Annotated in this window: 28 protein-coding genes and 2 tRNA genes; 15 read left to right on the top strand and 15 right to left on the bottom strand. The window is 60.7% G+C overall.

The genetic code is table 11. The features are described 5' to 3' along the window. Window positions 1-115: 115 nt before the first annotated feature. The 5 genes from RZS28_RS12940 (at window position 116) to RZS28_RS12920 (ending at window position 3,059) form a co-directional block, all read left to right on the top strand. Entirely contained in the window at window positions 116-535 is a 420-nt protein-coding gene (locus RZS28_RS12940; RefSeq protein WP_407338156.1) for a hypothetical protein, read from the top strand. Window positions 536-671: 136 nt separating this feature from the next. Then, a complete protein-coding gene (locus RZS28_RS12935) occupies window positions 672-1,601 on the top strand; it encodes a LysR family transcriptional regulator (RefSeq protein ID WP_407338155.1) in 930 nt (309 codons plus the stop codon). Continuing rightward, the gene (locus RZS28_RS12930; RefSeq protein ID WP_407338154.1) at window positions 1,598-2,098 is read left to right on the top strand and encodes a DUF302 domain-containing protein; all 501 of its coding nucleotides are present in this window, start codon (window positions 1,598-1,600) and stop codon (window positions 2,096-2,098) included. Before RZS28_RS12935 ends, RZS28_RS12930 begins: the two co-directional genes overlap by 4 nt. A gap of 50 nt (window positions 2,099-2,148) precedes the next feature. Then, complete coding sequence (locus RZS28_RS12925) at window positions 2,149-2,628, top strand: MaoC family dehydratase (RefSeq protein WP_407338153.1); 480 nt, start codon at window positions 2,149-2,151, stop codon at window positions 2,626-2,628. A gap of 41 nt (window positions 2,629-2,669) precedes the next feature. Continuing rightward, complete coding sequence (locus tag RZS28_RS12920) at window positions 2,670-3,059, top strand: VOC family protein (protein ID WP_407338152.1); 390 nt, start codon at window positions 2,670-2,672, stop codon at window positions 3,057-3,059. Window positions 3,060-3,109: 50 nt separating this feature from the next. On the opposite strand, the gene RZS28_RS12915 is transcribed toward RZS28_RS12920, so the two are convergent. The 7 genes from RZS28_RS12915 to RZS28_RS12885 all read right to left on the bottom strand — a co-directional run bounded on the left by RZS28_RS12915 (window position 3,110) and on the right by RZS28_RS12885 (window position 7,972). Continuing rightward, complete coding sequence (locus RZS28_RS12915) at window positions 3,110-3,577, bottom strand: hypothetical protein (RefSeq protein WP_407338151.1); 468 nt, start codon at window positions 3,575-3,577, stop codon at window positions 3,110-3,112. A gap of 161 nt (window positions 3,578-3,738) precedes the next feature. Beyond that, window positions 3,739-4,806: an ACR3 family arsenite efflux transporter gene (gene arsB / locus RZS28_RS12910; RefSeq protein WP_407338150.1), complete on the bottom strand. Its 1,068-nt coding sequence runs from the start codon at window positions 4,804-4,806 to the stop codon at window positions 3,739-3,741. A gap of 29 nt (window positions 4,807-4,835) precedes the next feature. Beyond that, window positions 4,836-5,261, bottom strand: coding sequence for an arsenate reductase (glutaredoxin) (gene arsC, locus RZS28_RS12905; protein ID WP_407341121.1), 426 nt, complete (start codon window positions 5,259-5,261; stop codon window positions 4,836-4,838). A 5-nt stretch (window positions 5,262-5,266) separates the two neighbouring features. Further along, complete coding sequence (locus tag RZS28_RS12900; RefSeq protein WP_407338149.1) at window positions 5,267-5,794, bottom strand: arsenate reductase ArsC; 528 nt, start codon at window positions 5,792-5,794, stop codon at window positions 5,267-5,269. Next, window positions 5,787-6,140: an ArsR/SmtB family transcription factor gene (locus RZS28_RS12895; protein WP_407338148.1), complete on the bottom strand. Its 354-nt coding sequence runs from the start codon at window positions 6,138-6,140 to the stop codon at window positions 5,787-5,789. Before RZS28_RS12895 ends, RZS28_RS12900 begins: the two co-directional genes overlap by 8 nt. A gap of 38 nt (window positions 6,141-6,178) precedes the next feature. Further along, window positions 6,179-7,165: an NAD(P)H-quinone oxidoreductase gene (locus tag RZS28_RS12890; protein ID WP_407338147.1), complete on the bottom strand. Its 987-nt coding sequence runs from the start codon at window positions 7,163-7,165 to the stop codon at window positions 6,179-6,181. Between the two features lie 57 nt (window positions 7,166-7,222). Next, the gene (locus RZS28_RS12885) at window positions 7,223-7,972 is read right to left on the bottom strand and encodes a sulfite exporter TauE/SafE family protein (protein ID WP_407338146.1); all 750 of its coding nucleotides are present in this window, start codon (window positions 7,970-7,972) and stop codon (window positions 7,223-7,225) included. Window positions 7,973-8,106: 134 nt separating this feature from the next. Between RZS28_RS12885 and RZS28_RS12880 the strand changes: the two genes are divergently transcribed. Next, window positions 8,107-8,712 carry a hypothetical protein gene (locus RZS28_RS12880; protein ID WP_407338145.1) on the top strand — a complete coding sequence of 202 codons (606 nt, stop codon included), beginning with the start codon at window positions 8,107-8,109 and terminating at the stop codon, window positions 8,710-8,712. 130 nt (window positions 8,713-8,842) lie between these two features. Continuing rightward, on the top strand, window positions 8,843-10,180 hold the full coding sequence (locus RZS28_RS12875) for an aspartate aminotransferase family protein (RefSeq protein ID WP_407338144.1): 1,338 nt from the start codon (window positions 8,843-8,845) through the stop codon (window positions 10,178-10,180). A gap of 277 nt (window positions 10,181-10,457) precedes the next feature. Here RZS28_RS12875 and RZS28_RS12870 read toward each other — a convergent pair whose 3' ends face one another. Beyond that, entirely contained in the window at window positions 10,458-11,075 is a 618-nt protein-coding gene (locus RZS28_RS12870; RefSeq protein ID WP_407338143.1) for an acyl-homoserine-lactone synthase, read from the bottom strand. A gap of 391 nt (window positions 11,076-11,466) precedes the next feature. Then, entirely contained in the window at window positions 11,467-12,201 is a 735-nt protein-coding gene (locus RZS28_RS12865; RefSeq protein WP_407338142.1) for an autoinducer binding domain-containing protein, read from the bottom strand. 660 nt (window positions 12,202-12,861) lie between these two features. Between RZS28_RS12865 and RZS28_RS12860 the strand changes: the two genes are divergently transcribed. The 3 genes from RZS28_RS12860 to RZS28_RS12850 all read left to right on the top strand — a co-directional run bounded on the left by RZS28_RS12860 (window position 12,862) and on the right by RZS28_RS12850 (window position 17,073). After that, window positions 12,862-13,464 (top strand): TetR/AcrR family transcriptional regulator, encoded by a 603-nt coding sequence (locus tag RZS28_RS12860; RefSeq protein WP_407338141.1) that lies wholly within the window; start codon window positions 12,862-12,864, stop codon window positions 13,462-13,464. Between the two features lie 622 nt (window positions 13,465-14,086). After that, entirely contained in the window at window positions 14,087-15,382 is a 1,296-nt protein-coding gene (locus RZS28_RS12855) for a polysaccharide biosynthesis/export family protein (RefSeq protein ID WP_407338140.1), read from the top strand. Window positions 15,383-15,828: 446 nt separating this feature from the next. Then, on the top strand, window positions 15,829-17,073 hold the full coding sequence (locus RZS28_RS12850; RefSeq protein ID WP_407338139.1) for a WcaI family glycosyltransferase: 1,245 nt from the start codon (window positions 15,829-15,831) through the stop codon (window positions 17,071-17,073). 39 nt (window positions 17,074-17,112) lie between these two features. On the opposite strand, the gene RZS28_RS12845 is transcribed toward RZS28_RS12850, so the two are convergent. Continuing rightward, window positions 17,113-17,349, bottom strand: coding sequence for an Lrp/AsnC ligand binding domain-containing protein (locus RZS28_RS12845; protein ID WP_407338138.1), 237 nt, complete (start codon window positions 17,347-17,349; stop codon window positions 17,113-17,115). A gap of 300 nt (window positions 17,350-17,649) precedes the next feature. Between RZS28_RS12845 and RZS28_RS12840 the strand changes: the two genes are divergently transcribed. Next, on the top strand, window positions 17,650-18,420 hold the full coding sequence (locus tag RZS28_RS12840; protein WP_407338137.1) for an SOS response-associated peptidase: 771 nt from the start codon (window positions 17,650-17,652) through the stop codon (window positions 18,418-18,420). Window positions 18,421-18,578: 158 nt separating this feature from the next. On the opposite strand, the gene RZS28_RS12835 is transcribed toward RZS28_RS12840, so the two are convergent. Further along, window positions 18,579-18,654: transfer RNA gene (locus RZS28_RS12835), tRNA-Asn, on the bottom strand. Between the two features lie 195 nt (window positions 18,655-18,849). Here RZS28_RS12835 and RZS28_RS12830 point away from each other — a divergent pair. The 3 genes from RZS28_RS12830 (at window position 18,850) to RZS28_RS12820 (ending at window position 20,906) form a co-directional block, all read left to right on the top strand. Beyond that, a tRNA-Cys gene (locus RZS28_RS12830) sits at window positions 18,850-18,923 on the top strand. Between the two features lie 78 nt (window positions 18,924-19,001). Further along, window positions 19,002-19,775: an efflux RND transporter periplasmic adaptor subunit gene (locus tag RZS28_RS12825; protein WP_407338136.1), complete on the top strand. Its 774-nt coding sequence runs from the start codon at window positions 19,002-19,004 to the stop codon at window positions 19,773-19,775. Between the two features lie 123 nt (window positions 19,776-19,898). Further along, a complete protein-coding gene (locus tag RZS28_RS12820; RefSeq protein ID WP_407338135.1) occupies window positions 19,899-20,906 on the top strand; it encodes an RluA family pseudouridine synthase in 1,008 nt (335 codons plus the stop codon). A 3-nt stretch (window positions 20,907-20,909) separates the two neighbouring features. On the opposite strand, the gene RZS28_RS12815 is transcribed toward RZS28_RS12820, so the two are convergent. The 4 genes from RZS28_RS12815 to panC form a co-directional block, all read right to left on the bottom strand. After that, window positions 20,910-21,809 carry an ion channel gene (locus tag RZS28_RS12815; protein ID WP_407338134.1) on the bottom strand — a complete coding sequence of 300 codons (900 nt, stop codon included), beginning with the start codon at window positions 21,807-21,809 and terminating at the stop codon, window positions 20,910-20,912. Between the two features lie 92 nt (window positions 21,810-21,901). Then, on the bottom strand, window positions 21,902-22,042 hold the full coding sequence (locus tag RZS28_RS12810; protein ID WP_407338133.1) for a hypothetical protein: 141 nt from the start codon (window positions 22,040-22,042) through the stop codon (window positions 21,902-21,904). A gap of 306 nt (window positions 22,043-22,348) precedes the next feature. After that, complete coding sequence (locus RZS28_RS12805) at window positions 22,349-22,651, bottom strand: acylphosphatase (protein WP_407338132.1); 303 nt, start codon at window positions 22,649-22,651, stop codon at window positions 22,349-22,351. Between the two features lie 4 nt (window positions 22,652-22,655). After that, window positions 22,656-23,519 carry a pantoate--beta-alanine ligase gene (gene panC, locus RZS28_RS12800; protein ID WP_407338131.1) on the bottom strand — a complete coding sequence of 288 codons (864 nt, stop codon included), beginning with the start codon at window positions 23,517-23,519 and terminating at the stop codon, window positions 22,656-22,658. A 173-nt stretch (window positions 23,520-23,692) separates the two neighbouring features. Between panC and RZS28_RS12795 the strand changes: the two genes are divergently transcribed. Next, window positions 23,693-26,017 carry an NADP-dependent malic enzyme gene (locus RZS28_RS12795; protein WP_407338130.1) on the top strand — a complete coding sequence of 775 codons (2,325 nt, stop codon included), beginning with the start codon at window positions 23,693-23,695 and terminating at the stop codon, window positions 26,015-26,017. The last annotated feature ends 129 nt before the right edge of the window (window positions 26,018-26,146 follow it).

Here is a 26,146-nt window from a genome sequence, read left to right as displayed (position 1 = left end):
ATCGATTGCTTGCGAGCGGTCCCAAAAAACGATTGTCGCTCGGCGTGCGTCAGCAAGAAATTTGGAAGCCATTTTCAACGCACGACTTTACCCCCGCGAATGTGAGGATGCAGTGATGAGTTCGAAATCGCTCCAGCCGGACAAGCCCAAGCGGATTCCGCTTGAATTGATGGTTTTGGGCATTTGCGTCCTCTCCATCTTTTTTCTCAACAATTTCAGCTTGACGCGAGAAACCAGCCTGCACTCGAACGCCACGGTGAACGTCCCGATCGTTGGTGAATGGCAAGCTACGGACGGCCATTCGTCGATCGTGTTTCGTGCGGATAGGACAATCGGCGTAAGCTCCGCCGGACGCTCTGAACCAGCGGCTTCAGAACCTGGCGCCTACACATTGGGATCGAACGGGACGCTCAGGCTCGCGCTCGACAACGGCAAGAACTATTGGGCGACTTTGTTGGAGGCCTATCCCAATCGGTTTGACCTTATTGACGCTGAGACCGGAGGGGTGACGGCGTTCGAAAGGGCGACGCCTTAGCCGGGACCTGCTCCGTCGCGCTCCGAAGCGACGCCTTGGCGACAGGTCCGACGACGAAGGGCTCACGAACCAACCGCTCGCCTTAGCCTATAGGAAAATCCTTTATCATAGCCGTGTAAATAGGTAGTGTTTATGCATGGAGCTCTACCAGATCAGGCATTTCATCTCCGTCGTTGAAACCGGCAGTTTCACCAAAGCCGCCCAGCGCGAAGCGGTTTCGCAGCCGGCGATCTCGGCCAGCATTGCGAAACTCGAGGCGGAGCTCGAAATCAAATTGCTTGAGCGGCGGCGCTCTTCGGTTGTTGCAACCCCTGCGGGGATGCGGCTGCTCGAGGCCGGCAAGACCATGCTCTATGTGGGCAATACGGTGAAAGCCGAACTCAAGGCGTTCACCACGCCGAAGCTTTTGAGAATCGGAATATTGCAGTCGCTGTCCAGCCAACAGGTGTCCAAGTTGTTGTGCTCCTTCCGGCGCGACAAGCCGCTCGTGGCTATCGAACTTTCCGACGGCACATGCGAGCAATTGGTCACGCTCCTGGATCAAGGGAAGCTCGATACGATCCTGACGATTTTCGAGCGCGACTCCTCGAAGTTCGGGAGTCGAATTCTCTTCGATGAACCCTATGTATTGGCCGTTCCCAAAAACCACCGCTTCGCAGGGCGGCAAGCTGTGACTCTCGCCGACCTTCACAACGAGCCTTTCATCGTGCGGACGGGCTGCGACAAATTCCAGGATGCGAGCGACGCGCTCGATTCGCGCGGCATAAAGATCAAGGTCGTGTATCGAACCGACCAAGATGATAGGGCGTTCGCTCTCGTCGCTGCCGGAATTGGCGTAGCGTTTACTCCCGCCCATTTTGTTGTGCCGGAGGTGAAGCAGGTGCCCGTGTCCGACTTGGGCGTAGGCCGCACGATCGGCCTCATGTGGCGACGCGAAACCGAGGACGAGCACCTCGATGAATTCATCAGGTTCGCCGAGAGCCACAGCTGGACGCCAAATCAGGGACCGTCTTCGGCTCTCGTGCAGCTCGCCGCGGCGCGAGCGGCGGCCGGGAGATTGTCATGATAGATGAATTCACGGTCCGCCACCACGAACATATCAGCGCTCGATCGTTCGACGAGGTGATCGCCGCCTTTGAAGCGGCCTTGGGCTCGGTCGAGAATGGAGAGTTGCAAGACGATATCGAGGCCGCGCGGAGCCCATCGGACTTCGAAGCCCGCGTCCAATTGCGCGAAGGCGCGAGCGGCTTCATGCGCTTCATGACTGTCGATCACGGGGCGTGGCTGGCCCGGATCGAGTTGAAAGCCAAAGCCAGGTTGTATACGATCGGCAATCCGCTGATCGCCCAAACCATGATCAAGCATGAGCTCGGCGCCGGCCTCAACGTCCCTGTTCGACTGATGATCTATGAGGACGCCGGCAGCAAGACGGTTCGATTGGCCTATGACCTTCCCTCATCGCTTATGAGCCATCTCGACAACGAACATGTCGCCGAAGCCGCAAGGAAACTCGACGTCAAACTCGTCGCCCTGGCCGAACTCGCGACGGGCGCCCCGGCCTAGGATCGCGCGAGGCTCGACCATGAAGTTGCGCAAATCGCAAGAGGCCGGCCATGACGCCTGCGAGTGGAGATGACGCGACCCCGCGTTTCTATCTGGATGAGCTTCATGTAGGACAACGCTTCGTGAGCGCGGCGCATGCCCTCGACGAAAGGCAAGTGATCGATTTCGCATCGCAGTTCGATCCGCAGCCGTTTCATCTCGACGACGAGGCAGCGAAGGCCACGCTATTCGGCGGGCTGGCGGCAAGCGGCTGGCACACAGCGGCGATCACCATGCGGCTTCTGGTCGGCGGCGGCTTGCCGATCGCGGGGGGCGTCATTGGGGCGGGAGGGGAAATCACCTGGCCGAAGCCAACCCGTCCCGGCGACATTCTGCGGGTCGAGAGCGAAATCGTCGAGATCAAGCCATCGCGGTCCCGCCCCGATCGCGGCATGGTCACAATCCGCAGCGAGACGCGCAACCAGCGAGACGAGGTGGTCCAAATTCTGGCGGCCAAGCTGATCGCGCCGCGCCGGCCGGCAGGCGGCTGATCTGCATTTGGCGGGACCTCCAACATCCAGGGAATGAAGGCGTGATCCAGATTGATCATCTCGACCATCTGGTGCTGACAGTGGCCAGCCTGGAGCGGACCTGCGCATTCTACGCGGATGTTCTTGGGCTGAAGGTGGAGACTTTCGGCGAAGGGCGCAAGGCGCTGCGCTTCGGCGATCAGAAGATCAATCTCCACCTCGCCGGACATGAGTTTGAGCCTAAGGCGAAGACGCCGACGCCGGGCTCCGGCGACTTCTGCTTTATCGCCTCGACATCCATTGAAAATGTCATCGCGCATCTGAAGCGGCTTGGCGTGCCGATCGAACACGGGCCCGTAGATAAAGTCGGCGCCGCAGGTCCTCTCATATCCATCTACATACGCGACCTCGACGCGAATCTGGTCGAGATCGCCAATTTGCGCGACGGGTGACGCCGCCGCATCCTCAAGGTTCGCCTCGTCACTTACTTGCTCAACACCCGCTACTCACGTTCGCCAGCGTCGAGAATCCAGGTTCGGTCGCAGAATGCGACATAGAGGCGTTCCTGCCCCAAGGCGGCGCCAAGTTCGACCGCCAGCTCATTCAACATCGCCTCAATGTCCTTATCGGGCAGGCTCCCGAGATAGGCATGCACCGCCTCGCCGGTGAAGACCGCCACAGGCTCGCGCTCGGAGCCGACCGATCCGTCCGGACGCGGCCAAGCATAGGTTACCTCGGCGCGGGTGAACATGCCCGACAAGGCAGGCAGGCGCGCCGCAACCCTGCGAGTCATCCAGGCTTTCGCCGTTCGCACCGCCTCCGACACATCATAGACCCGTCCTTCCGCGTCCCAACCCTCACGCAGTCCGACGGTGATCCTGAAATCACGGCGCGGGCCGCGCGAGCCCTCAACGATCGAGTAATCCTCGCGCCTTGGCGAAGCGGGGCGTCGCGCAATTTCCTCGCTCATTTTCGTTTCTCCGGCAGGTCAGGAGAAGTCCATGAATAGCGCGCCGCCGCGAAGCGTCCAGCCCGTCAGCTGGCGGACAGGCTCTCCTGCGGCAATGCGCTATGACCCTCGGAAGCCGGTCTCGTCAAATAGAGGTCGGAGACATTGGATGCGCCTCGAGATCAGACAAGGCGGCGGGTCTCTGCGGCCGGCGCGGCCGCGCCGGAAAGGCCGCGTTCGTACCAGCCGCGGCTTGCATTAACGATCTGCACGACCGAGAGCATCACCGGGACCTCGATCAGGACGCCGACCACCGTGGCGAGCGCAGCCCCGGAATTGAAGCCGAACAGGCTGATGGCGGCAGCCACCGCCAGCTCGAAGAAATTGCTCGCGCCGATCAGCGCCGAAGGCCCGGCGACGCAATGCTGCTCGCCAACGGCGCGATTGAGGAGATAAGCGAGCCCGGCATTGAAATAGACCTGGATCAGGATCGGGACCGCCAGCAGCGCGATCACAAGCGGCTGGGCGAGGATTTGCTCCCCCTGAAACCCGAATAGGAGCACAAGCGTCGCGAGCAGGGCGGCGAGCGACGCCGGCTGCAAGCTTGCCAGCAGGCGCGTCAGAGCCGCCGCGCCGCCCGACGCCAGAATCCAACGCCGCGCGATCTGCGCCGCGATAACCGGGATCACAATATAGAGAGCCACGGAAAGGACGAGCGTATCCCAGGGAACCGTGATCGCCGACAGGCCCAGGAGCAGGCCGACAATGGGCGCGAAGGCGAAGACCATGATCACGTCGTTGAGCGCGACCTGGCTCAGCGTGAAATGCGGTTCGCCCCGGACAAGGTTCGACCACACGAAGACCATTGCCGTGCAGGGCGCGGCGGCGAGAAGGATCAAGCCGGCGATATAGGATTCTATCTCCGCCGCAGGCAGAAGCAGCCGAAACAGATAGCCGATGAAAAGCCAGCCGAGCGCCGCCATCGAAAAAGGCTTCACCGCCCAATTGATGAAAAGCGTGACGCCTACGCCGCGCCAATGCCGACGCACCTGCCCAAGCGCTGAGAAATCGATCTTGAGCAGCATGGGCACGATCATCAGCCAGATGAGCGCCGCGACAGGAAGATTGACCTTGGCGATCTCGATCGCGCCGATCGCGTGAAAGGCGCCCGGCGCGACAGAGCCGAGCGCGACGCCGGCCGCGATGCAGAGAGCGACCCAAAGGGTCAGATAGCGTTCGAAATTGGACATGGCGCGCTTTCCTTAACTCTGTCGCAAATTCAGGCAGAGGCCACTTGACGGCCATGTTCATCGACCACGCGCTCGCCATCTTCCTTGAAGAATTCGCCACGCTGCGGCGGCAGAAGATCGATGACGAGCTCCGAAGGACGGCAAAGCCGCACGCCTTTGGGCGTGACCACGATCGGCCGATTGAGGAGAATGGGATGCGCCTCGATGGCGTCGAGCAAAGCCTCGTCGTCAACGGCTGCATTATCGAGTCCCAGCTCGCGAAAGATCGGCTCTTTCTCGCGCATCAGAGCGCGCAGCGGCGCGCCGGTGCGGGCGGCGAGCTGGCGCAGCAACAGCCGCGTCGGCGGGGTTTTCAGATATTCGATGATATGCGGCTCGACGCCGGCGTTGCGGATGAGGCCGAGCGTATTGCGCGACGTGCCGCAATTGGGATTGTGGTAGATGATTACGTCCATCGCGCTCACGCCACATCCTGCCGACGGTTGCTCGCGCCTTCGGCCAGGCCAATCTCGCGCAACCGGGCGCCGAGCGTGAGCTGGTCGAGGCTCTTGATCGGCAAATTGATGAACACAGAGATCCGCGTCTTCAGATAACGATGCGCTAAAATGAAGGCGGACTCTTTCTGAATGTCGGTTCCTTGGACTGCGGCCGGGTCCTCGATTCCCCAATGCGCCGTCATCGGCTGGCCGGGCCAGACCGGGCAGACTTCGCCCGCCGCGTCGTCGCAGACCGTGAACACGAAATCCATCACAGGCGCCCCAGGTTGGGCGAACTCCTCCCAGCTTTTCGAGCGCAGCCCATCGGTCGGATAGTCGAAGCTTTCAAGAACCTTGATGGCGAATGGATTGACGGCGCCCTTAGGATGGCTGCCGGCCGAGAAAGCTTTGAAGCGCCCCGCCCCATCCTTGTTGAGGATCGCCTCGGCGATGATCGAACGGGCGCTGTTTCCGGTGCAAAGAAAAAGGACGTTATAGATGCGGTCAGTCATGCGCAGCCTCCTCCGGCGCGCAGCAGGCGAGGTCATTGACCTGAGGCCCGCAAGCCTCCGGCCGCCCGCCGCAGCAATCCTCCAGCAAAAACGTCACGAGCCGCCGAACCGCGCCGAGATTGGCGCGATAGATGATGGAGCGGCTTTGTCTCCCTCCCTCAATGAGCCCAGCTCGCGTCAACGCCGCGAGATGCGCCGACATCGTATTATGCGGGACGGCGATTTGCCGCGCGATTTCGCCCGCCGGCAGACCGTCCGGCTCATGCTTCACCAAGAGGCGAAACACATCGAGGCGGGTTCCCTGCGCCAGTGCGGCCAGGGCTTGAATGGCGGCATCGCTGTCCATACGTCGATAATACTCGACATATGGAACTATGCAAAGCCCTATTTGCCGGTAACGAGCAGGATCTTCCCCATATGTGAGGATGATTCCATGAGCTCATGCGCCTTGGCCGCCTCTTCCAGCGGAAAACACGCGCAGATAATCGGCTTGAGCGCGCCCGCGTCGAGCAGCGGCCAGACTTTTTCGCGCAAGGCGTCCGCGATCTCGGCCTTTTGCTGCACGGTTCGCGCGCGCAGTGTCGAGCCGGTCAGCGTCAGACGGCGCAGCATGACCGGGCGAAAATCGAAATTCTCGATAATGCCTGATTGCAGAAAACCGATCTGAACCAATCGTCCCTCGGTCGCCATGATCGAAATGTTTTTTTGCAGATAAGTCCCGCCGACCATATCGAGCACGACGTCGACGCCGCGCTTGCCCACAATAGTTTTGACCTCCTCAACGAAGTCCTGCCGCTTGTAGTCGATGGCGAAATCGGCTCCGAGGGCGCGGCAGAAGGCGCATTTCTCGGCCGACCCGGCCGTCGCGATGACTTTGGCTCCAAATTGCTTTGCGAGCTGGATCGCGGTCGAGCCGATCCCGCTGGAGCCGCCATGGACAAGGAATGTCTCGCCCGGTTTGAGCCTCCCGCGCGTAAAAACATTGTCGAAAACGGTGAAAAAGGTTTCCGGCAGTCCGGCCGCTTCCATGACGCTCAACGGCTTTGGAACAGGGAGGCAAAGCGCCGCGTCGGCCAGCGCATAGTCGGCGTAGCCGCCGGAACCAAGAAGGGCGCAGACCTCATCGCCTTCCTTCGGCCAGCTCACGCCTTCACCCCGCGCGACCACGCGTCCGGAAACCTCCAGGCCCGGAATATCGGTTTCGCCCTTCGGCGGCGGATAGGCGCCGGCGCGCTGCAAGCAATCGGGGCGATTGACGCCAGCGGCGGCGACCTCGATCAAAACCTTGCCGGGTCCGGGTTCGGGCGCCCCGGCTTCGCCTATTCGGATGACTTCAGGTCCGCCATGGCCGTCAAAATAAACCTGTCGCATGATGGGCAACCATTTCCCGCCGGCTTCATCGCGCATCGCGGAGCTAACGCGATCCGCTCACGCAGGTTTCAAGAAGAAAAAGATCGAAAGGGTCACGCCAACCACAACGACAAAGCCTTTGACGATCGAGGCCGGCATCCGCCGCGCGGCAAAGAGCCCCACGTAACCGCCGGCAATGGAGGCGCCCCCGACAATAAAGGTCAAATGCCAATGAACCAGGCCGGCGACGATGAAGGTGACGACTGCGGCCGCGTTCATCAGAACGGCCAGGAGAATCTTCAGGCTGTTCATCAGCCAGATGTCGCGCAGGCCATAAAGCGTGAGCGCCGCGAGCATCAGAATGCCTATGCCGCCGCCGAAATAGCCGCCATAGACGGCGACCACGCCTTGCGCGATGAAAATGCCGGCGCGGTTCAGCTGGAAGCTTCCTTCGCCAGGCCGCAAAAAATTCCCACCCGCGAAGACCGCCGTCGCAAACAGGATCAGCCAGGGTACGATGCGGCTGAACAGGCTCTGCGGCGTCACGAGAAGAAGAAGGCCGCCGATAAGCCCGCCGGCAAGGCTGATCGCTGCGAGCGCCGGCACATTGATGCGCTTATCTTTCGAGGCCATGGCGAGTCCGTCGCGCGCGATGAAGGCGGTCGCGATCTGGCCAGGAAAAAGCGCGACCGTGCTCGAGGCGTTGGAATCGATCGGCGGAAGGCCAGCGGCGATCAGCGCCGGGAAGGTGAGAAACGATCCGCCTCCCGCCACGGCATTGATGAAGCCGGCCGTGAACGCGGCGAGGACCACAAGCGCAATTATCATCCACTTTCCCCCGACGCGAAGCTCTTTGAACGGGCCGAAGCTTGAATGTAAAGCCGGATTGAAGGAAAAAAGTTTTTTCTCCGGCGAGGCTTCAGAATCACGTGTCCCATTCGCAGGCGGATTTGGAAGCCGGCTTGACCGCGTTCAGCGATCTCCTTCAGGAGGAATACGGCCTGCCGATCGCGCATTGGGCCAGCATCGAACGCTGGGGCGATCTCGAGAAATTGCAGATCTCCCGCGCTCTCGAAGTTTTGATCAAGACCCCGATCGCCGATTCCATGCCTGTCTCAGAGGGCTCCGACGAATCGGGCGCAAAGAGGCGATGGAGTCTTTCCGACCAGAAGATCGCCGGCGGCGAATTCGAGGAGACCTGGCAATGGCGGCTCCTCGCCGCGATCGACAATGCGACAAAAAGCGACGCCGGCGGCATGACAACGCCTTCCGATCCGCGGCTTTTCGTGCTGCGGATCAGATATGAGCGCGGTTTTTTCGCGCCCCTCGCTGATTATTTCTTGAAATTCTTATGTGGCAGAGCATCCTTTCCTGCAATGGAGGCGGACCCGTCGCGCGCGTGGCCGATCGGCGGATTTTTGCCGGACCTCTCCCTGGACCAAGCCGCGGCCTTGCGGAGAATTCCAGGTCTTGAAGGCGCCTGCCCTGCTTTCTTGGCCGGAACTCTGTTCATGATCGCGCGGATCGGGACGAAATCATTCTGCGACTGGTGCGCCGATCGCTGCTGAAGCGGCACAGCTCATGCATTTGCCTGGGCTGGAGTGTAGGTCGGATTCGGCGCGACCGGAGAGGCGACTGAGTTTCCGGCTATCGAAATCCATCAAACTCGGCCGTGTTCCTCCCATGCCGGAGCCCCGCATGCCTGTTTCCGCCGCGAACGCCCTACGGCCAAATGACCTTGAAGCCTATTGGATGCCATTTACGGCCAACCGCGCCTTCAAGCAGAGCCCGCGCATTCTGGCTTCGGCCAAGAACATGCATTATTTCACGCCGGACGGCCGCGCGATTCTCGACGGAACGGCGGGCTTGTGGTGCGCCAATGCCGGGCATAGTCGCGCGCCGATCGTCGCGGCCATCCAAGCGCAAGCCGCCGAGCTTGATTTCGCGCCGCCCTTTCAATTCGGGCATCCGAAGGCCTTCGCTCTGGCGAGCCGGGTCGCGGCTCTGGCCCCCGCCGATCTCGACCATGTCTTCTTCACGAATTCAGGCTCGGAGGCGGTCGACACGGCGCTGAAAATCGCCCTCGCCTACCATAATATTCGCGGCCAAGGCGCGCGCCAGCGGCTCATCGGACGCGAGCGCGGCTATCATGGCGTCGGCTTCGGCGGCACCGCCGTCGGCGGCATGGTCGCGAATCGGAAGGTTTTCGGCAATCTTCTCGCCGGCGTCGATCATCTGCCATCAACCTACAATCGCGCCGAGCAGGCCTTCACAAAGGGCGAGCCAGAATGGGGCGCGCATCTCGCCGATGAGCTCGAAAAGATCGTCGGCCTGCATGATTCCTCGACCATCGCCGCGGTGATCGTCGAGCCCATGGCCGGCTCGACGGGCGTGCTTCCGCCGCCCAAGGGCTATCTGGAGCGCCTGCGGGCGATTTGCGACAAACACGGCATATTGCTGATTTTTGACGAGGTCATATGCGGTTTCGGACGCCTCGGCCACGCTTTCGCGGCGGAGCGCTATGGCGTCGTTCCCGACATGATCACCTTCGCCAAAGGCGTGACCTCGGGCGCCGTGCCAATGGGCGGCGTCATCGTCCGCAAGCCGATCTACGACGCCTTCATGAAAGGCCCCGACCATGCGGTCGAGCTTTTTCACGGCTACACCTATTCCGGACATCCTCTCGCTTGCGCCGCCGGCCTTGCGACGCTGGACCTCTATGTTGAAGAGGATCTTTTTGCGCGCGCGGCGAAGCTGGAGCCGGTCTGGGCCGACGCCGTGCATTCCTTGAAAGGCTTGCCCAATGTGCTCGACATTCGCAATGTCGGGCTCACCGCCGCGATCGACCTCGCCGGCAAGCCCGACGCCCCGGGCAAGCGCGGCTTCGAGGCGATGGATCACGCGTTCCACGCCTTCGATCTGCTTGTGCGGATCGCCGGCGATTCCCTCGTGCTGACGCCGCCCTTGATCGTGAGCGAAGCGCAGATTGGCGAGATCGTGGAAAAGACCGGCAAGGCCATCAGGGCGGCGGCGTAAGGGGACCACTCGGCCTGTTGTTGACGGAGCTGATTGCGGAGCGCCGCGACGTTGCGCGGCAATTCAAGGTCGCGCGCAAGCCGGACGTCGGTAGAATGATGCGTGGCGGCCCCGCGCCGAGCTGGCGCTCTCGGCGAAGCGGCAATCGCTTCGCCTTCCAAAGACTTGACGGGTCGTCCTGCTTATCGCTTTTGTGCCGGCGGCGACCGCCGACGCCAATTCATAAATCAATCGCAGTCCAGCGGTTCGCCTGCCACGGCGCGTGTCAGGCGAAGGATTATTCCGCCGCCACGGCGACGGTCTCGTAGGGCAGGAGTCCGGTTTTCGCGCGAATGGAGGCTTCGAGCTCCCGCGAAATATCCCAAAGGCCGAAATGGATGGAGCCATGCGCCTCGCTCCTGTGACGGCCGAGAATGATATGGTCCAGGCCGCATTTCTTGAACATGCGCGCAAGCGGCGCCTCGTATATCGCGGTCATCTGCGAAACGCCATATTCCAGCCCGAAAAGGCAGGTGCCGAGAAGAATCTCGCAGGCCGCCCGGGAGGCGCCGTTGCCCTGGAGCCGCCGGTCATCCCGCACCGCGAAGCGCGTTCCTTCCCAAATCGTCGGCGAACGAACCATTAAGCCTGGAAACATGGGCTGGAAGGCGGAGATCGCCATATGGTCGGTAGCTGTATTGAGAAGCCTGACAGAGCCGGCAAGACCGCCATCGGGAAACAAGCTGCAGATATAGACAGTATCGTCGCGATCGAACTCGTCGATTTCAAACTCGCCATTGACTGGCTTGAGGTCCCATTTCTTCTCGTCGATGAACACCTTCTTACGCTGGCGAAACATCTCATCGAATAGCGCCGGCCGCTCCGAGCGCTCATAACCAAAAACAATGCTTATCATCTGGGGCTCCCGTGTTTAGGTGGGTGCCTCAAACTGATACCGATCGGTAATTAAGGATATTCCCCAAAACGGGGATTGACTGCCGCAAAAGCCCGCCCATTCGCTTCGGTGGCCTGGCGCCAGCGCTCAAACTCCCGCAATACGTGCGTTGGGAGGACAAATAGACCATATTAATCAGCAGTCGAGGGGCAACTCAGCAAGTAATTATCCGCCACCCTTTGCGTCTGTGCGCTGTGTCACTGATCTAAATTCCCGCTTTTCAGCGCCGTTTACGTCTGTCGGAGGCTCCGACAGACGACGACTCAAGTCGATACACGCAATGAGCTACATGATCAATGATAAAAAACAAAACTTGTCATAAATTATAAATGCGCATCAAGTCGGGGGTAATTTAGCGGATCAAACCCGCCCGTATCGCCTTGGTGACGGCGTGGACGCGGTTGAGCGCCTGCAGCTTATAGCGGGCCGAATCGAGATGCGCCTTGACTGTCTCGGCCGAAATTCGCATCAAAATTGCTGTATCGTCGATCGTTTTTCCTTCGGCGGCCCATTCAAGCGCCTCGATTTCACGCTTGGTGATGGCGTTGAGATCGACAGGCGCCTCTTCTCCCTGCAATTCATACGCGCGCTGATGCAAGTAATTGGCGACGTGGACAAGATCTCTCATGAGCTCATAGCGGCGGCCTGCCCACTCGGTATCGCTTTCGCAGGACGTGGCGATAAAAAGCGCCCAGAGGCCATTCGTCGGACCCCGCACAGGAATGGTCAAACCCTGGTGGCCAACGCCAGCCTCCTTAGCTTCGCCAAACAGGCGGCGCACCTTCTCGTCCCCCCGCGGTAGCCGCGCCCAATCGACTGGAAGCAGCGAGCGAGCGCCGACGTTGATGACCGGGTCGATCGAAGTGTAACGCTGCGCCTTGTAATGCTCCGCCCATTCAGCGCTGTAGGTCGTCGTGATAAACGGATCCGCAAGGCTGCGCCCGCGAAACGAGGGACAAAGATAGACGCTATTGGTAAGCTCGTAACGCCGTCGAATATATTCGACGAAGCCGTCGAGAGAATGACCGGTGAGATCAGTTTCGAGCTGGAGGAGCCTATTTAGATCTACGTCATCGAGAGACGGCATCGTTGCCCCCGTCGTCGCCGGTTAAAAGGGTAAGCAAACAGGCTCCTGGGTAGCGATCGACGACGACATGCGATTCAGCATGGTTCAACGAGCCGATCCGTCGCATTCGCGCGCCAACCGCCTCGATTATAGGCCGGCCAAGACGCCGACCCGGACCTGGGCCGATGGCGAGACGAGGCGACGGAAAATGGTCGAGCTCCCGACCGCGCCGAATCGCCCTGACGGACCCGCCCCATAATTGGGAAATGTTTACAATATTCCAAACATAGGGCATAAGCGCTACAAGTTTCTTGTCAGGAGTTTTTGAACGGCTATCATTTTGATAAAACCCGTTCAAGGAAGCCATGTCATAAACCACATGTTCCTCGACGCTTCAATCCGGCGGCTTAGACGCCGGATCAACCTAAACGCCGGCGGGTCGGGGTTCAATCCGACAAAGCAAGATCGCTTTTAGGTCGAGCGGATGAGCGGCTACGGCGGACGTCGTGACATTGGCTACGTGCGTTAAGGCGATTTGAAACGATTGACCTTGCCCTCGCCCGTTCGGTTTCGCTGCAAGGCGCAATCCGAATACAACGAGAGCGCGAAAACCCATTTGGGGGAAGCGTAAACGATTAAAGCCCGATATACATTTTCTAACAATTCGGGACCGCGGTTGGAATGAAACCCTTGAGCGCACACAAAGAAGTCGATACTCACCTCAATATCGTCGAGGTCGCAGAACGTCTGTTCCGCCAGATCGGCTTTCAGAAGACAACCGTCGCCGACATAGCGCGCGAGCTGCAAATGTCGCCGGCGAATGTCTATCGCTTTTTTGCGGCGAAAGCTGAAATCAACGAAGCGGTCGGACGTCGGATCCTTCGTGAGATCGAGGACTCGGTCGGAGAAATCGCGAGGCTCCCCGGCCCCGCCAGCAAGAAGTTGCGCAATGTCATCGTTTCGATCGAAAAGCTGAACGCTCAGCGCTTCATGTCCGATCGCAAGCTCCATGAATTGTTCGAAACGGCCTATGATGAAAATTGGCCGATCATGCGCGAACACTTTGACGCCATGGACAAGACCTTGGCGCAAATTATCGGACAGGGCATGGCGGGCGGAGAGTTTCGGCCCGGCGATGCGGGGCTCGCCGCTATCCTCGTCCGCAGCGCCTGCATCCGATTCTGCCACCCGCGACTCATGGTGGAATGCGCGCAAGATCCAGAGCCCACCGTCGATCAAATGATCGATTTTTGCCTCGCGGCTCTAAAGGTGGGATCGGCTTGACGGCTCGCCGCTGAATGCGCGGCTGAAGCCTGCCTGCCTCCAACTTCATTTTAGCTCGTTTGTTGCGGCCCTGCGCCGGCTCAGCATCGCGCGGCGAGGGCGCTTGAACTCAGCCCGCGCTTTTGAGAAACGCTCCCAACTGTAATAATCTCCCACTATATTTCCAAGGGCCGCCGTTGAGCTGTGTCGCGGGCTCCGGCCCCTTGAAGCGCTTTGGGGCGCGGCGCTTCTGTCCACGATCAAACTAGATTTAACTATGAATCTCGCAAGATGAGCCATGACGCCTCGTCCCGACTCTAGTCTTTTCTAAATCGTTCGTCAGAGTTTCAAGATTGATTAACGGTTATTCTTAATTGGTTATTGGCGTGAGCTAGAACCGTTTCATGCCGGCCTCTTTTCCGAGGCGGCGCATCATTCCCCCAATTCCAAGGAAGGGCTTTAGGAAAGCCCCTGCAAATGAAGGGGCTCCCCTTTCAGCTGTCAGATCCATTCTAAAACTGTGCGAATTTTGCCACAGGTTTCCATATACTGGGCCTTTATCCAACGAAGATCCGCCACTTTTTCTGGCTCTATCCGCCATGACGGGATATTCCTCGATTGAAGGCATAGGAGGAGTGAGTTCATGTTGAGTTTCCGATCGGGCTGGATCTCCTTGTTCGGCGCCTCGCTGTTCGGCGCCTCGCTCCTTGCTCTTGGCGGCTGCTCCTTTTTCCCTGTCGCCGGACCGACGTCCACGGAAATCGAATCCGGAACCTCGTCAATTCTTCCCTATGCCTTGATCAAGCTCAGTCCCCAGGCGGTCGACATCCTTGCGGCCTATGAGCCAAAAGGTCTGGCTGGCGCGTTCACCGACCGAAAACCCGCGTCCAACATCAAGTTCGGAATAGGCGATATCATTTCCGTGACGATATTCGAGGCGGCGGCCGGAGGTCTGTACATTCCGCTCGAGGCAGGCGTGCGGCCGGGCAATTTCGTGCAGCTTCCGGATCAGCCGGTCGACAATGACGGCAATATCACCATCCCTTTCGCCGGATCGATAAAGACGGCCGGCCGCAACAATATTCAGGTTCAAAACGATATTGTCGAAAGGATCAAGAACCGCGCGATCGAGCCCCAAGTCGTCGTGACCTTGTCGCAGCAAAGGACATCGCTCATCAGCGTGGTCGGCGACGTGAATACGCCGCTTCGATTCGCGGTTCCGGCAACCGGGGCGGGCGACCGCGTTCTCGACGCCATCACCCGTGCGGGCGGCATCAAGGGCAATGGCTACTCAACCTGGGTCGTGCTCGAACGCGACAAGCGCCGGGCGACGGTGCCTTTCGAAAATCTCGTGATGAACGCGTCCAACAATATTTATATCCAGCCCGGGGACCGGATCTACGTCTATACCGAGCAGCAGACTTTCATGGCGTTCGGCGCAAATGGCGGCGCTCCCATCGCCTTCGGACAAGGACAATTCAATTTCGATGCGTGGCGAATCAATCTCGCGCAGGCGGTCGCGAAGGCTGGCGGCCTCACCGACACGCAAGCCGATCCAGCCGCCATCTTCCTCTATCGAAGGGAGCCGAGAGAGGTCGCAGCGCTTCTCGGCGCAGACCTGTCGCAGTTCAGGGATGAGCTCATTCCAGTCATCTTCTGGATCAACTTCCGCGACCCCGCAGGATATTTCCTCGCCACGCGAATGGAGATGCGCAACCAGGACATCATCTTCATCGCTAATGCCGGCTCGTATGACTCCACCAAGGTGTTGAACTACGCAAATCTCATAGCGGCGACGGCCGGATTGACGGCGGCCTCGGTGACAGAGGGCGCGACTGCGCGAGCCGCCCTCCAGGGCCGCACCTTGGTTGGACCTACGGCTTCATCTACGACCTATTCGACGGGCGGCACTGTCGCAGTTACTACCACGCACCCATAGCCGAGGCGGTCCTTCCAACCTGCCGGCTGCCTGGCGACGACCGTTTGGAGTGACCGGCGGAGCGGCGTTGAGAAATCATGCCGTCGCGCCATCTAAATCGGACGCGCGAATCGGCCTTCCCCTTGATTTCAGCGGCGTAGAGGCTGTTGCCGAAGCTTCAAAGGATCGTAATTTCGTTCGACTTGTTCGCTTTTCTGGCCTAGCTCGCGCGCGTCGCCCTAACCCTCGATTATCTCCTCCGAAAGCGGGACAGTCTCGCGCTTCCCTCCCCAGACGCACCTGGTTTCGAGACAATCATCACTCCGCGCGCAACAGCCAACGCTTTCCAAACCGGCGCGGAGCAGAATTTCACATGGAGCGCATATAGCGAATGTAATCGCAATGCAGTATTCACATGAGCAATTGCTGTCCCGGCTTATTTTCATCTCCAGGCTTGGCGGATCTCAATGTCGCACCCTGTCGCCAATGACAAATCGACGCGCAAGATACTGGTCTACGGAATCAATTATGCTCCGGAGATGATCGGCGTGGGCCGCTTCACCGGCGAGATCGGCGCCGATCTCGTCGAACATGGGTATGACGTGAGCGTCGTCACGGCGCCGCCGCATTACCCGGGCTGGCGCGTCATCGCGCCTTTTCACGCCCTGCGCTATGCAAGCGAGACGCGCGACGGCGCCAAAACTCTGCGCTGCCCGATTCTGCTGCGCGCCGACATGCGTGGGATCTGGCGCGTCATCGCTCCGCTCAGCTTCGCCCTGACCTCTGCGCCGGTGGCGCTCTGGCGGATCGTCAAGGATCGCCCAGACATTGTCTTATGTATCGAACCGACCTTGTTTGTTGCGCCGGCGGCGCTTTTCGCCAAGGCCTTTGGCGCCCGCGCCATTCTCCACGTCCAGGATCTCGAAATCGATGCGGCCTTCGCCGTCGGCCATCTGAAAGGAAAGGCCCTGCAGAGCTTGGTCATGAAAGCCGAATCCTGGTTGCTCAAGCAATTTACGGGTGTGATCACGATTTCCGGACAAATGCGAAAGCGGCTCATCGCCAAGGGCGTCGAACCAAGCCGAATTGGCATAGTGCGCAATTGGGTCGATCTGGCCAAGATCAGGCCTCTCGATCAGCCAAATGGTTTTCGCCGCGAGCTGACCTTGACCGATAAGGATTTCGTGGTCCTTTACGCCGGCAATGTCGGCGCCAAGCAGGCGCTCGAAGTCGTCCTCGACGCCGCGCGGCTTCTCGCCGGAAAACCCCATCTGCATTTCGTCATTGCGGGGGACGGACCGGAAAAGCAACGTCTCATGCAGGATTACGGCGGCCTGCCAAATGTCCATTTTCTTCCGCTTCAACCCGAGGCTCGGCTTTGCGAGCTCCTCAACTTGGCGGATTTGCATGTGCTGCCCCAAAGCCGGGGCGCGGCAGATCTCGTCTTGCCGTCTAAGCTCGGCGGAATGCTCGCCAGCGGCAAGCCTGTCCTCGCAACGGCCGACGCCGGAACCGAGCTTTTCGAAGTCTTGAATGGCGCGGCCATCCTGGTCCCCGCCGGCGACAGCGAGGCCGTCGCGGCCGAGATCGGCCATCTCATTGGCCATGGCGAGCATCCGGCGCTGGGGGACGGCCGCAAGCTCGCCCAAATTTTCGAACGCGAGACATGCCTGGCGCAGTTTCGCGCCTATCTCGCCGCGACGAACGATTGAAAATGCGGGCGTGTGGCCTAGCTCCTGAGAACAGGCTTCTCAGAAAGCCTTGAAGGCGATGATCGTGCGGGTGTCGACGATGCCGGAAATGACATGGACCTTCTCGCCGATGAAATGGCCGATATCGACATCCTTGCCCACGTAGAATTTGGCGAGAATGTCGTAATGTCCGGCGATCGAATAGATTTCAGACGCGATCTCGGCTTGCGCCAAAGCATTGGCGACCTCATAGGTGCGCCCGAGCGCGCATTTGATTTCAACGAAAAAGGTCTGCATCGGGCTGTCCTCGCCATGTCGAGCAATATAGGTTCAAGAAAAAACTGCGCGAGAATCTCGACTGGCAAGAGCGCCTAAGATGATCCGGCTCGGCTTTCCCTTTTGATTGAAAAGCGGTTCTGTTAAGGCGGATCGCATCGCGCATCCATATCACGGGATCCGCTCTGGCGCCTTGGCGGCGCGGCTCAGGCCAGGGTATGTTCCGAAAAAGTTGATCGACTTTTTCGATCAGAACATGCTCCAACCCTTTGAATTTCAGCGAATTCCTTTTCGATCAAGAAGAAAAGCAGGAATGGTTTCATGTGCGGGCGTTACGCCATCACTTTGCCCCCCGAGGCGATGCGGACATTTTTCCGTTACCTAGAGCACCCAAACTTTCCGCCGCGTTACAATATAGCTCCAACCGAGCCCACGCCGATTGTGCGCGCCGAACGCGATCCGGACGGCCGGATCACGCGGCATTTCATGCTCGTCCGCTGGGGCTTTCTGCCGCATTTCGTCAAAGACCCGAAGCAATTCCCGCTCATCTTCAATGCGAGAAGCGAGACTCTACTCATGAAGGCGAGCTTCAGGATGGCGTTCCGGCGCCGCCGCTGCGTCTTTATCGCCGACGCATTCTATGAGTGGCTGCGCGATCCCAAGGCCAAGGGGAAAGCCGGCCGCCCCTATCTTTTCCGCCGCCGCGACGGGGCGGCCCTGGGCTTGGCGGGCCTATGGGAAACCTGGACCGGTCCGAACGGGGAAGAGCAGGATACAGCCTGCATCATCACGACCGCAGCCAATGGCGCGAGCGCCGCGATCCATGACCGGCTTCCGGCGATCCTTGAACAGAAAGTGCTCGACCTTTGGCTCGACCCCGACGAAAGAAGCGCCGACAGCGCTTTCGGGCTCTTGCGGCCACCCGAAAACGACGTGCTGGAGTTTTTTGAAATCGGCCCCGCCGTGAACAAGGTCGGCAATGATTCCGCAGAGGTGCAAGCTCCGGTCGCGCCCGCGCAGGCCGGCGGCGAGGATCAACTGCTGGCGGCGGACCCCGCGGCCTGCGCCAATCGGCAAGGAAGCCTTTTTTGATTTACCGCGTCGCGTTTGACGACCAATCCCTCTCCCCCGGGGGGAATTATTCCCTGTCGCCGCCTCGGCCCATCGGAGCCGCCAACGGTGGTCCGCCGATCGATCGGCCGGAGTTGATGGGTTTCTTGAGCGGCGGCGCACTTCCAAGAACGAAGGATTGGCTCCCTGAGCAGGACTCGAACCTGCGACCGATCGATTAACAGTCGATTGCTCTACCAGCTGAGCTATCAGGGATCACGCGCTTGAGCGAATGGTGGCCGATATAGCAAGCTTGCCGCGCCTTTGCAAAGCGGTAATCTCGGCCGCCCCGCCCCCCTCTCCTAGCCTTGTCGGACCGGCAGCGGCTCCTCTCGCCACGCATTCCTTGCGCGCGCGCGGCTTCCTTTGCTATAGGGCCTAGCGCGCTGGCTTTGGGCTCGTCGCGAAGGAGGCCTCGTGGCGGAGTGGCTACGCAGAGGACTGCAAATCCTTGCACCCCGGTTCGATTCCGGGCGAGGCCTCCAATCGCTCTGCGCATCCTGATCATCCTGGCGCTTGCCGCCTGGGGCCAAGACGCTCCGCACGCGGCCGAACCCGCGAGCATGTCCGTAAGCGTCGTCAAGGCGAAAAACGCATGTTTCGCCGACAGGCTTCGGGTGAGCGGCATTATTGTGGCGCGCGAGGAAATTCTCGTGCGGCCGGAAGTCGAGGGTCTGCTGGTTGGCCAAGTCCTCGTCGAAGATGGCGCGCGGGTGAGCGTAGGCCAGCCGCTGGCGCAGCTTGTGCGGCCCGATTGGCTGCCAGGCTCGCCCGCCAAGGCGACATTGACGGCGCATGCCAATGGCACGCTGGTCTATCGCCCGCTCCCCGTCGGCGCAGCGATCTCGGCGCGGGGCGAGCCAATGTTCCGCATCATCCGCGACGGCGAACTGGAGCTTCTGGTCGAACTGCCGCAGGCTTCGCTCGCCGACGTCAAGCCTGGGCAGAGGGCGCGGATTGAGATGCTGGATGCAACCGGTCTCGACGGCGAGGTGCGGCTGATTCTTCCGGAGATCGATCCGTTGACGCAGCTCGGCCATGCGCGCCTCCAGTTGCGCGGCAATCCGGGCGTAAAGCCAGGCGCCTTCGCGACAGCGGCGATCGATCTGGGGGAAAGCTGCGGGGCCGCGGTTCCCCTCTCTTCGATTCTCTATGGACCGCAGGGCGCAATCGTACAGGTCGTGCGCGACAACCGCGTCGAGACGAGGCGGGTAAGCGTCGGCCTCTTCAACGGTGAGGACGCGGAGATCCGCGAGGGATTGACCGCAGGCGACACAGTTGTCGTGCGCGCGGGCGCCTTTTTGCGCGAAGGCGATCTCGTGAGGCCAATGCCTTGAGCGAGACCATATACGTCCGCCCCTCCGCATCATGGGCTATTCGAGTTGCGCCAAACGCTAATTGGCTTTAGGGGCTGAGAGGTGAGCGTCCAAACATTTCAAGTCAGCGAAGACGAAGAGGGAATGCGCCTTGACCGCTGGTTCAAGCGGCGCATTCCCTCGCTCTCCTTGTCGCATCTGAATAAGATCGTGCGCACGGGCGAAGTGCGCGTCGACGGCGCGCGGGTGAAGACGGCGACGCGCCTCGCGCAAGGCCAAAGCGTGCGCGTGCCGCCGTTGAAGCTCGACGCGCCGGCGGCGCCGACGCAGGAGATCTCGCAAACGGATTTGCGCGCGCTCCGCGACATGATCCTTTATGAAGACAAGGATCTCATGGTGCTCGACAAGCCTTTCGGCCTCGCCGTGCAGGGCGGTTCGGGAATGACCCGCCACATAGACGGGATGCTCGCCTCGATGCCGAACGAACGCGGCGATCGTCCTATGCTGGTTCATCGCCTCGATCGGGACACCTCGGGCGTATTGCTCGTCGCCAAGACGCGCCGGACCGCGGCCGATCTCGGCGCGATCTTCCGCTCGCGTCAGGCCCGCAAGATCTATTGGGCGCTGGTCGAAGGAGTGCCGAAGCCAGCGCAAGGCCGCATTTCGCTCTATTTGGCGAAGGGCGAGGACATGGGGGCGGCGCGGCCGCCTCGGCGCGGCGCCGAAGGACGCGAAAAGCTCGAAAAAATGCGCGTCGCGAGCCATGGCGACGAGGACGCCCGGCATTCGGTGACCTATTATACGATTGTCGACAAGGCGGCGCCCCGTCTCGCCTGGCTATCGATGAAGCCGGTAACCGGGCGCACGCATCAATTGCGCGCCCACGCCGAGGCGATCGGCCATCCGATCATCGGCGATCCTAAATATGGCCTGAAGCCGAAGACCGATCCGCGCCGCAACGATCCTCTGCGCAACATTCCGGAAGGCGTCGAGCGCAAGCTGCATCTTCTGGCCCGCCGCCTGATCCTGCCGCATCCGGGCGGCGGGACGCTCGACGTCACCGCGCCCTTGCCGCCGCATATGCAGCGCTCGTTCGACATGTTCGGCTTCGACGTGAAGCGATATGACCCGATCGAGGAGGCGCCGGAGTGAATCTCACGCGTCGCCGGAGATGTCCGGCTCCAAGAGGCTCAAGAGGCTGAGGTCGGCGATGGCGCGCCGCCGATCGTCGATCATAACAGCGTCTACATAGTGCATTCCAAACTGCATATCGACATGGCTGTAAATGCGCATGTCATGGACAAAGGCGCTGAGCGCATGGTCGCGCGCCTCGATGGTCAGGAACAGCTGCGCATCGTGCTGCGCTAACCATTCGGCATCGTACCCATTGAGCGGGCTGTTGGCGTCGATTTCATGCATCAAGGTCCATGTCAACGGGAACAAAGGAATGCTCTGGTTCGACAAGGCGAGTTCGTGCTGGCGGCGGAAACCATGACCTTCCGCGCTTTCTTCGTACAAGAGCAGGCCAAGCCTGGCCGAGGCATGCGTGAGCAGCGTCAAGCGTCCGTTGGCGATCCGCACCATTAAGGTCGGCGAGCAGTTATGCGTCGTGAAGACGACCTGATCCGCGAAGAGGATTTTCGCCCGCGGCTTCGAAAAACGGACGAACAGAAGACCGGTCATGATCGCGGTGAAGACCATGCCGGAGACGATCTCAATCGCCGAGATCACGTGGCCGTAGAGCGTCGCCGGGGCCATTACGCCATAGCCGACCGTCGCCAGCGTCTCTATGCTGAAGAAGAACGCGTCCGCGAAAGATCCCGGCCTGGCGTTGGCGATGCAGCCCGGGGACGCGAGATAAAGCGACGCGAAAATGATATTGATGCTGAATTCGATCGCGATAAAGGCGAGCGCGAATCCCTTCCAGCTCAATTCGACTGCAATGTGATAGGGGTCGCGAAGGTCAAAGCGCGAAACGCCGCGCTTTATGAGCTCATTGCCCCCGAAAGAGCTGAAGCTCATCGTTGCGTCGCGGTCCTTGCGCTGCTGCTTCATCTCCATCAGCCAAGCCAGCTTGCGGCTTCGCCATCCTTCGCCGCCGCGTCGGAGCGCTTTGGCTCTCGCCCTTATACGGAATCGAGGAAGGCTCACTTTTCTTGCTGATCCTCATAGCAAGCGTTCGGCAGGCTCGGCGTGTTGAACCTGATCGGCTGGCCGCATTTGTCGCACCCGGCAAGGGTGAGACAAGCGAGAATGAGTCCGGCCAACGAAAAAGCAACCCGCCGCATTGATCCGCTCCTAGAGCATCTTCCAAAAAAGTCGATCGACGCTTCGATCAGAACATTGCTCCAACTCTTTAATTTTTAGGCGACTCCCTCCCGATCCGATGAACGCGGACAATCGGGAGGCGCTTGAGATCGGCCGAACCTAACATGCCGGGGGCGCGCCTGCACGCCCCGCCGCTCCAGCTCGGAAAAGACGCTAGAGCATGTTCCGAAAACGTTGATCGACTTTTTCGATTAGAACATGCTCCAACTCTTTGAAACTGAGCGATTCCTTTTCGATCAGATGATTCCATCTGATCGGGAAGCGCTCTAGATCGTGGCGATCTGGCGAAAGCCCCGAGCGCCAAGCTCCGCCAACGCGGCCGAATCCGGCTCCGCGACGTCGACCCTTTCGACGCGCGCGAGCGAAGGACCGCGCCAGCAGGCCGCGCAGAGCGCCTCGACGGCTTCCGCAGGACCGGCGAAGACCGCCTCGACATCGCCATTCAAGCGATTCCGCACCCAGCCCCTGACGCCCAGCGCTTCGGCCTGCCTCTGGGTCCAGGCGCGATAGCCTATGCCCTGAACCCATCCGCCGACAGTCACAAGAACGATGCGCTCCTCGCCGATCATCTCGTCACGCCGCTATATTGTCGATGAGCCGCGTCTTGCCGAGCTTCGCCGCGGCAAGAAGCCTGATCGGGCCGTCGACAAGGGACGCTACAGGCCGCAGCGTTTCGGCGTGGCGGGCCTCGACATAATCCGTGACGAAGCCGGCGTCGGCGAGCGCAGCTCTCGCAACGTCGAGAGCGGCTTCAATCGCTGCCCCCTTACTGATGTCCGCCGCGCATCGCGCAAGGGCCGCGTGAAGGACCGGCGCAACCCGCCGCTCCTCGGCCGACAAATAGACATTGCGTGAGGAAAGGGCGAGCCCGTCCTTTTCGCGAATTGTCGGGGCGCCGAGGATCTTCGTCTCGAAATCGAGATCGCGCGCCATTTGCGTCACGACTTTGAGCTGCTGATAATCCTTCTCGCCGAAAATCGCGAGATCGGCGCGGCATAGATTGAGCAGCTTCGCGACGATCGTCGCCACGCCGGAAAAATGCGTCGGCCTGAACCGATCCTCGAGGCCAGCGACGGCCGGCCCTTCAACATTGATCAGGGTGGCGAAATTCTGCGGATACATGTTCTCGACGGCGGGCGCAAAAAGAAGATCGCCGCCCGCGGCGTCGAACTTTGCGGCGTCGGCCTCGAACGCGCGCGGATAGGCGCCGAAATCTTCCGTCGGCGCGAATTGCGTCGGATTGACGAAAATCGACATCACGACCCGGCTGGCCAGGGTTTTAGCCTCGCCGACCAATGAGATATGCCCGGCGTGAAGCGCGCCCATGGTTGGAACGAAAGCGATCGTTTCGCCCTGGCGCCGCCAATCTGCGACCTGCGCCCTGAGGCTCGCCGCCTCGCGCACGATTCTGACGCGGCTTGCGCCCTCCACGGCCATGCTTGCTCCTTGCTTCATGAGATCGCTTTATAGTCTGTCATTTCCGCGCGCCAACCCAGCCCGGCCACCTTTTGGCGCCCGAACGGAATCGCGTCCGGGCGCCCCTGCCCCGGTGGACTTAGGCGCCGGGTCCGCGTATTCCGTGCCGAGGGGCTCCGACAGAAAATTGGTCCATGACCGAATCCATCTCGTCCGACTTGGCCTCGAGCGCGCTTCATTACCATCGTTCGCCGCGTCCGGGTAAGCTCGAGATCCAGGCGACGAAGCCGCTCGGGACGCAGCATGATCTCGCGCTCGCCTATTCGCCGGGCGTCGCGGCCGCTTGTCTCGCGATCGTGGCCGATCCCGCCGCCGCCGCCGAGCTCACGATCAGGCAAAATCTCGTCGCCGTCGTGACCAATGGCACGGCCGTGCTCGGCCTCGGCAATATCGGCCCGCTCGCGGGCAAGCCGGTGATGGAAGGCAAGGCCGTCCTGTTCAAGAAATTCGCGGGGATCGACGTCTTCGATATCGAAATCGCGGAAAACGACATCGACAAGCTCGTCGATATGATCGCGGCCCTGGAGCCGAGCTTCGGCGGGATCAATCTCGAGGACATCAAGGCGCCGGAATGTTTCGAGGTCGAGCGCCGCTTGCGCGAGCGCATGTCCATCCCGGTGTTTCACGATGACCAGCATGGCACCGCGATCATCGTCGCCGCAGCCATTCTCAATGCGATGGAGTTGACCGGCAAGTCCCTTGAGACGGCGAGGATCGTGACCTCGGGAGCGGGCGCGGCCGCGCTCGCCTGTCTCGATTTTCTTGTCGATCTCGGCGCGCGGCGTGAGAATATTTTTGTCACCGACATAGAGGGCGTCGTCTACAAAGGCCGCAAAGCGGCGATGAACCCCCGCATGGAGATCTACGCCAGGGACACGAATGCGCGCAGTCTCGGCGATGTCATCGGCGGCGCGGATATATTTCTAGGCCTTTCGGCCGGCGGGGTTCTGAAGCCTGAGATGGTGAAGGAGATGGGCGAGCGGCCGCTCGTCATGGCGCTCGCCAATCCGACGCCTGAAATCGAGCCGGAGGCGGCGCTGGCGGCGCGGCCCGACGCCATGATTTGCACCGGCCGTTCGGATTATCCCAATCAAGTGAATAATGTCCTTTGCTTTCCCTATCTCTTTCGCGGCGCCCTTGATGTCGCCGCCTCCACCATCAACGAGGCGATGAAGCGCGCCGCGGTGCGTGCGATCGCGCAATTGGCGCATGAGCCGCCGTCCGACGTCGCCGCCAAGGCCTATGGCGGCGAGGCGCGCCAATATGGCAAGGGCAGCCTCATTCCCTCTCCCTTCGATCCGCGCCTGATCCTGCGCATTGCGCCGGCGGTCGCCAAAGCGGCCATGGAAAGCGGCGTCGCAAAAAAGCCGATCGTCGACTTTTCTGTCTATGAGGAGACGCTGTCGCGCTTCGTGTTCCGCTCGGGCTTCATCATGAAGCCCCTGATGCACGCCGCCAAAGCCAATCCCAAACGCGTCATTTATGCGGAAGGCGAGGATGAGCGCGTGCTCCGCGCGGTTCAGACCATCATTGAGGAGGGAATCGCGAAGCCGATCCTCGTCGGGCGCCCGCGCGTCGTCGAGACGCGGCTTGCGCGTTTCGGTCTTTCAGTGCGGCCGGGGCGCGACTTCGAGCTCATTAATCCGCAGGACGATCCACGCTATCGCGACTATGTCGCGACCTATCTCGACGCCGCCGGACGGCGCGGCATTACGCCCGACTCCGCGCGCACCCTGGTGCGGACCAACGCGACCGTGATCGCGGCGATCGCGGTCAAGCGCGGCGATGCGGATGCGATGCTTTGCGGCCTCGACGGACGGTTCAAGTCAAGGCTGCGTCACATCAATGACATTATAGGGCTGGTTCCGGGCGCAACCGATTTTTCAGCGATGAGCCTGATGATCACCAATAAGGGCGCCTTTTTTCTCGCCGACACGCACGTTCGGCATGATCCTACGGCGGCTGAAATCGCGGAGCTGGCGATGATGTGCGCGCGCCATGTCCGCCGGTTCGGCCTGGAGCCGAAGATCGCTCTCGTCTCGCATTCGAATTTCGGTTCGGACGATGCGCCTTCGTCGGTGAAGATGCGGAAAGCGCTGGCGATCCTGCGCGAACGCGCGCCCGATCTCGAGGTCGACGGAGAGATGCAGGCGGACACCGCTCTGTCGCAGGCGATCCGCGACCGCGTCCTGCCCTCCTCGCGCCTGAAGGGCGAGGCCAATGTTCTCGTCATGCCCAACCTCGATTCCGCCAATATCGCCTATACAATGACGATGGTCATGGCCGACGCCCTCCCGGTCGGCCCCATCCTGATCGGCGCAGCCAAGCCTGCCCATATTCTAACGCCTGCGGTCACCACCCGAGGCATCGTCAACATGACCGCGGTTTCGGTGGCCGAAGCGCAGAGCGACGGCCAGGCCCAAGCGCTGGACTCCCTCGCCGCTACAGCTCTGATTTGAAGGCGCTTGCGTACTGCGCGAAAATGCCGGCGCGCGACAGCCGCAAGCGCGGCGCCTTGGGGCAAGCCAACCAGGCGTTGAATGGCTAATCAAAGCCGCAACGCTTAATATCTATTGGTCCGCAGATCT

The organism is Methylocapsa polymorpha, assembly GCF_045689225.1.
GTDB lineage: Bacteria > Pseudomonadota > Alphaproteobacteria > Rhizobiales > Beijerinckiaceae > Methylocapsa > Methylocapsa polymorpha.
The sequence above is the reverse complement of the archived record's forward strand: the minus strand, read 5'-3'. Positions and strand labels throughout refer to the sequence as shown.

Bases quoted from the DNA above. Each gene is read 5' to 3' on its own strand.
- RZS28_RS12940 (WP_407338156.1), top strand. From the start codon at position 116: ATGAGTTCGAAATCGCTCCAGCCGGACAAGCCCAAGCGGATTCCGCTT.
- RZS28_RS12935 (WP_407338155.1), top strand. From the start codon at position 672: ATGGAGCTCTACCAGATCAGGCATTTCATCTCCGTCGTTGAAACCGGC.
- RZS28_RS12930 (WP_407338154.1), top strand. From the start codon at position 1,598: ATGATAGATGAATTCACGGTCCGCCACCACGAACATATCAGCGCTCGA.
- RZS28_RS12925 (WP_407338153.1), top strand. From the start codon at position 2,149: ATGACGCCTGCGAGTGGAGATGACGCGACCCCGCGTTTCTATCTGGAT.
- RZS28_RS12915 (WP_407338151.1), bottom strand. From the start codon at position 3,577: ATGAGCGAGGAAATTGCGCGACGCCCCGCTTCGCCAAGGCGCGAGGAT.
- arsB (WP_407338150.1), bottom strand. From the start codon at position 4,806: ATGTCCAATTTCGAACGCTATCTGACCCTTTGGGTCGCTCTCTGCATC.
- arsC (WP_407341121.1), bottom strand. From the start codon at position 5,261: ATGGACGTAATCATCTACCACAATCCCAATTGCGGCACGTCGCGCAAT.
- RZS28_RS12900 (WP_407338149.1), bottom strand. From the start codon at position 5,794: ATGACTGACCGCATCTATAACGTCCTTTTTCTTTGCACCGGAAACAGC.
- RZS28_RS12895 (WP_407338148.1), bottom strand. From the start codon at position 6,140: ATGGACAGCGATGCCGCCATTCAAGCCCTGGCCGCACTGGCGCAGGGA.
- RZS28_RS12890 (WP_407338147.1), bottom strand. From the start codon at position 7,165: ATGCGACAGGTTTATTTTGACGGCCATGGCGGACCTGAAGTCATCCGA.
- RZS28_RS12885 (WP_407338146.1), bottom strand. From the start codon at position 7,972: ATGATAATTGCGCTTGTGGTCCTCGCCGCGTTCACGGCCGGCTTCATC.
- RZS28_RS12875 (WP_407338144.1), top strand. From the start codon at position 8,843: ATGCCTGTTTCCGCCGCGAACGCCCTACGGCCAAATGACCTTGAAGCC.
- RZS28_RS12870 (WP_407338143.1), bottom strand. From the start codon at position 11,075: ATGATAAGCATTGTTTTTGGTTATGAGCGCTCGGAGCGGCCGGCGCTA.
- RZS28_RS12865 (WP_407338142.1), bottom strand. From the start codon at position 12,201: ATGCCGTCTCTCGATGACGTAGATCTAAATAGGCTCCTCCAGCTCGAA.
- RZS28_RS12860 (WP_407338141.1), top strand. From the start codon at position 12,862: ATGAAACCCTTGAGCGCACACAAAGAAGTCGATACTCACCTCAATATC.
- RZS28_RS12855 (WP_407338140.1), top strand. From the start codon at position 14,087: ATGTTGAGTTTCCGATCGGGCTGGATCTCCTTGTTCGGCGCCTCGCTG.
- RZS28_RS12850 (WP_407338139.1), top strand. From the start codon at position 15,829: ATGTCGCACCCTGTCGCCAATGACAAATCGACGCGCAAGATACTGGTC.
- RZS28_RS12845 (WP_407338138.1), bottom strand. From the start codon at position 17,349: ATGCAGACCTTTTTCGTTGAAATCAAATGCGCGCTCGGGCGCACCTAT.
- RZS28_RS12840 (WP_407338137.1), top strand. From the start codon at position 17,650: ATGTGCGGGCGTTACGCCATCACTTTGCCCCCCGAGGCGATGCGGACA.
- RZS28_RS12825 (WP_407338136.1), top strand. From the start codon at position 19,002: ATGTCCGTAAGCGTCGTCAAGGCGAAAAACGCATGTTTCGCCGACAGG.
- RZS28_RS12820 (WP_407338135.1), top strand. From the start codon at position 19,899: ATGCGCCTTGACCGCTGGTTCAAGCGGCGCATTCCCTCGCTCTCCTTG.
- RZS28_RS12815 (WP_407338134.1), bottom strand. From the start codon at position 21,809: ATGAAGCAGCAGCGCAAGGACCGCGACGCAACGATGAGCTTCAGCTCT.
- RZS28_RS12810 (WP_407338133.1), bottom strand. From the start codon at position 22,042: ATGCGGCGGGTTGCTTTTTCGTTGGCCGGACTCATTCTCGCTTGTCTC.
- RZS28_RS12805 (WP_407338132.1), bottom strand. From the start codon at position 22,651: ATGATCGGCGAGGAGCGCATCGTTCTTGTGACTGTCGGCGGATGGGTT.
- panC (WP_407338131.1), bottom strand. From the start codon at position 23,519: ATGGCCGTGGAGGGCGCAAGCCGCGTCAGAATCGTGCGCGAGGCGGCG.
- RZS28_RS12795 (WP_407338130.1), top strand. From the start codon at position 23,693: ATGACCGAATCCATCTCGTCCGACTTGGCCTCGAGCGCGCTTCATTAC.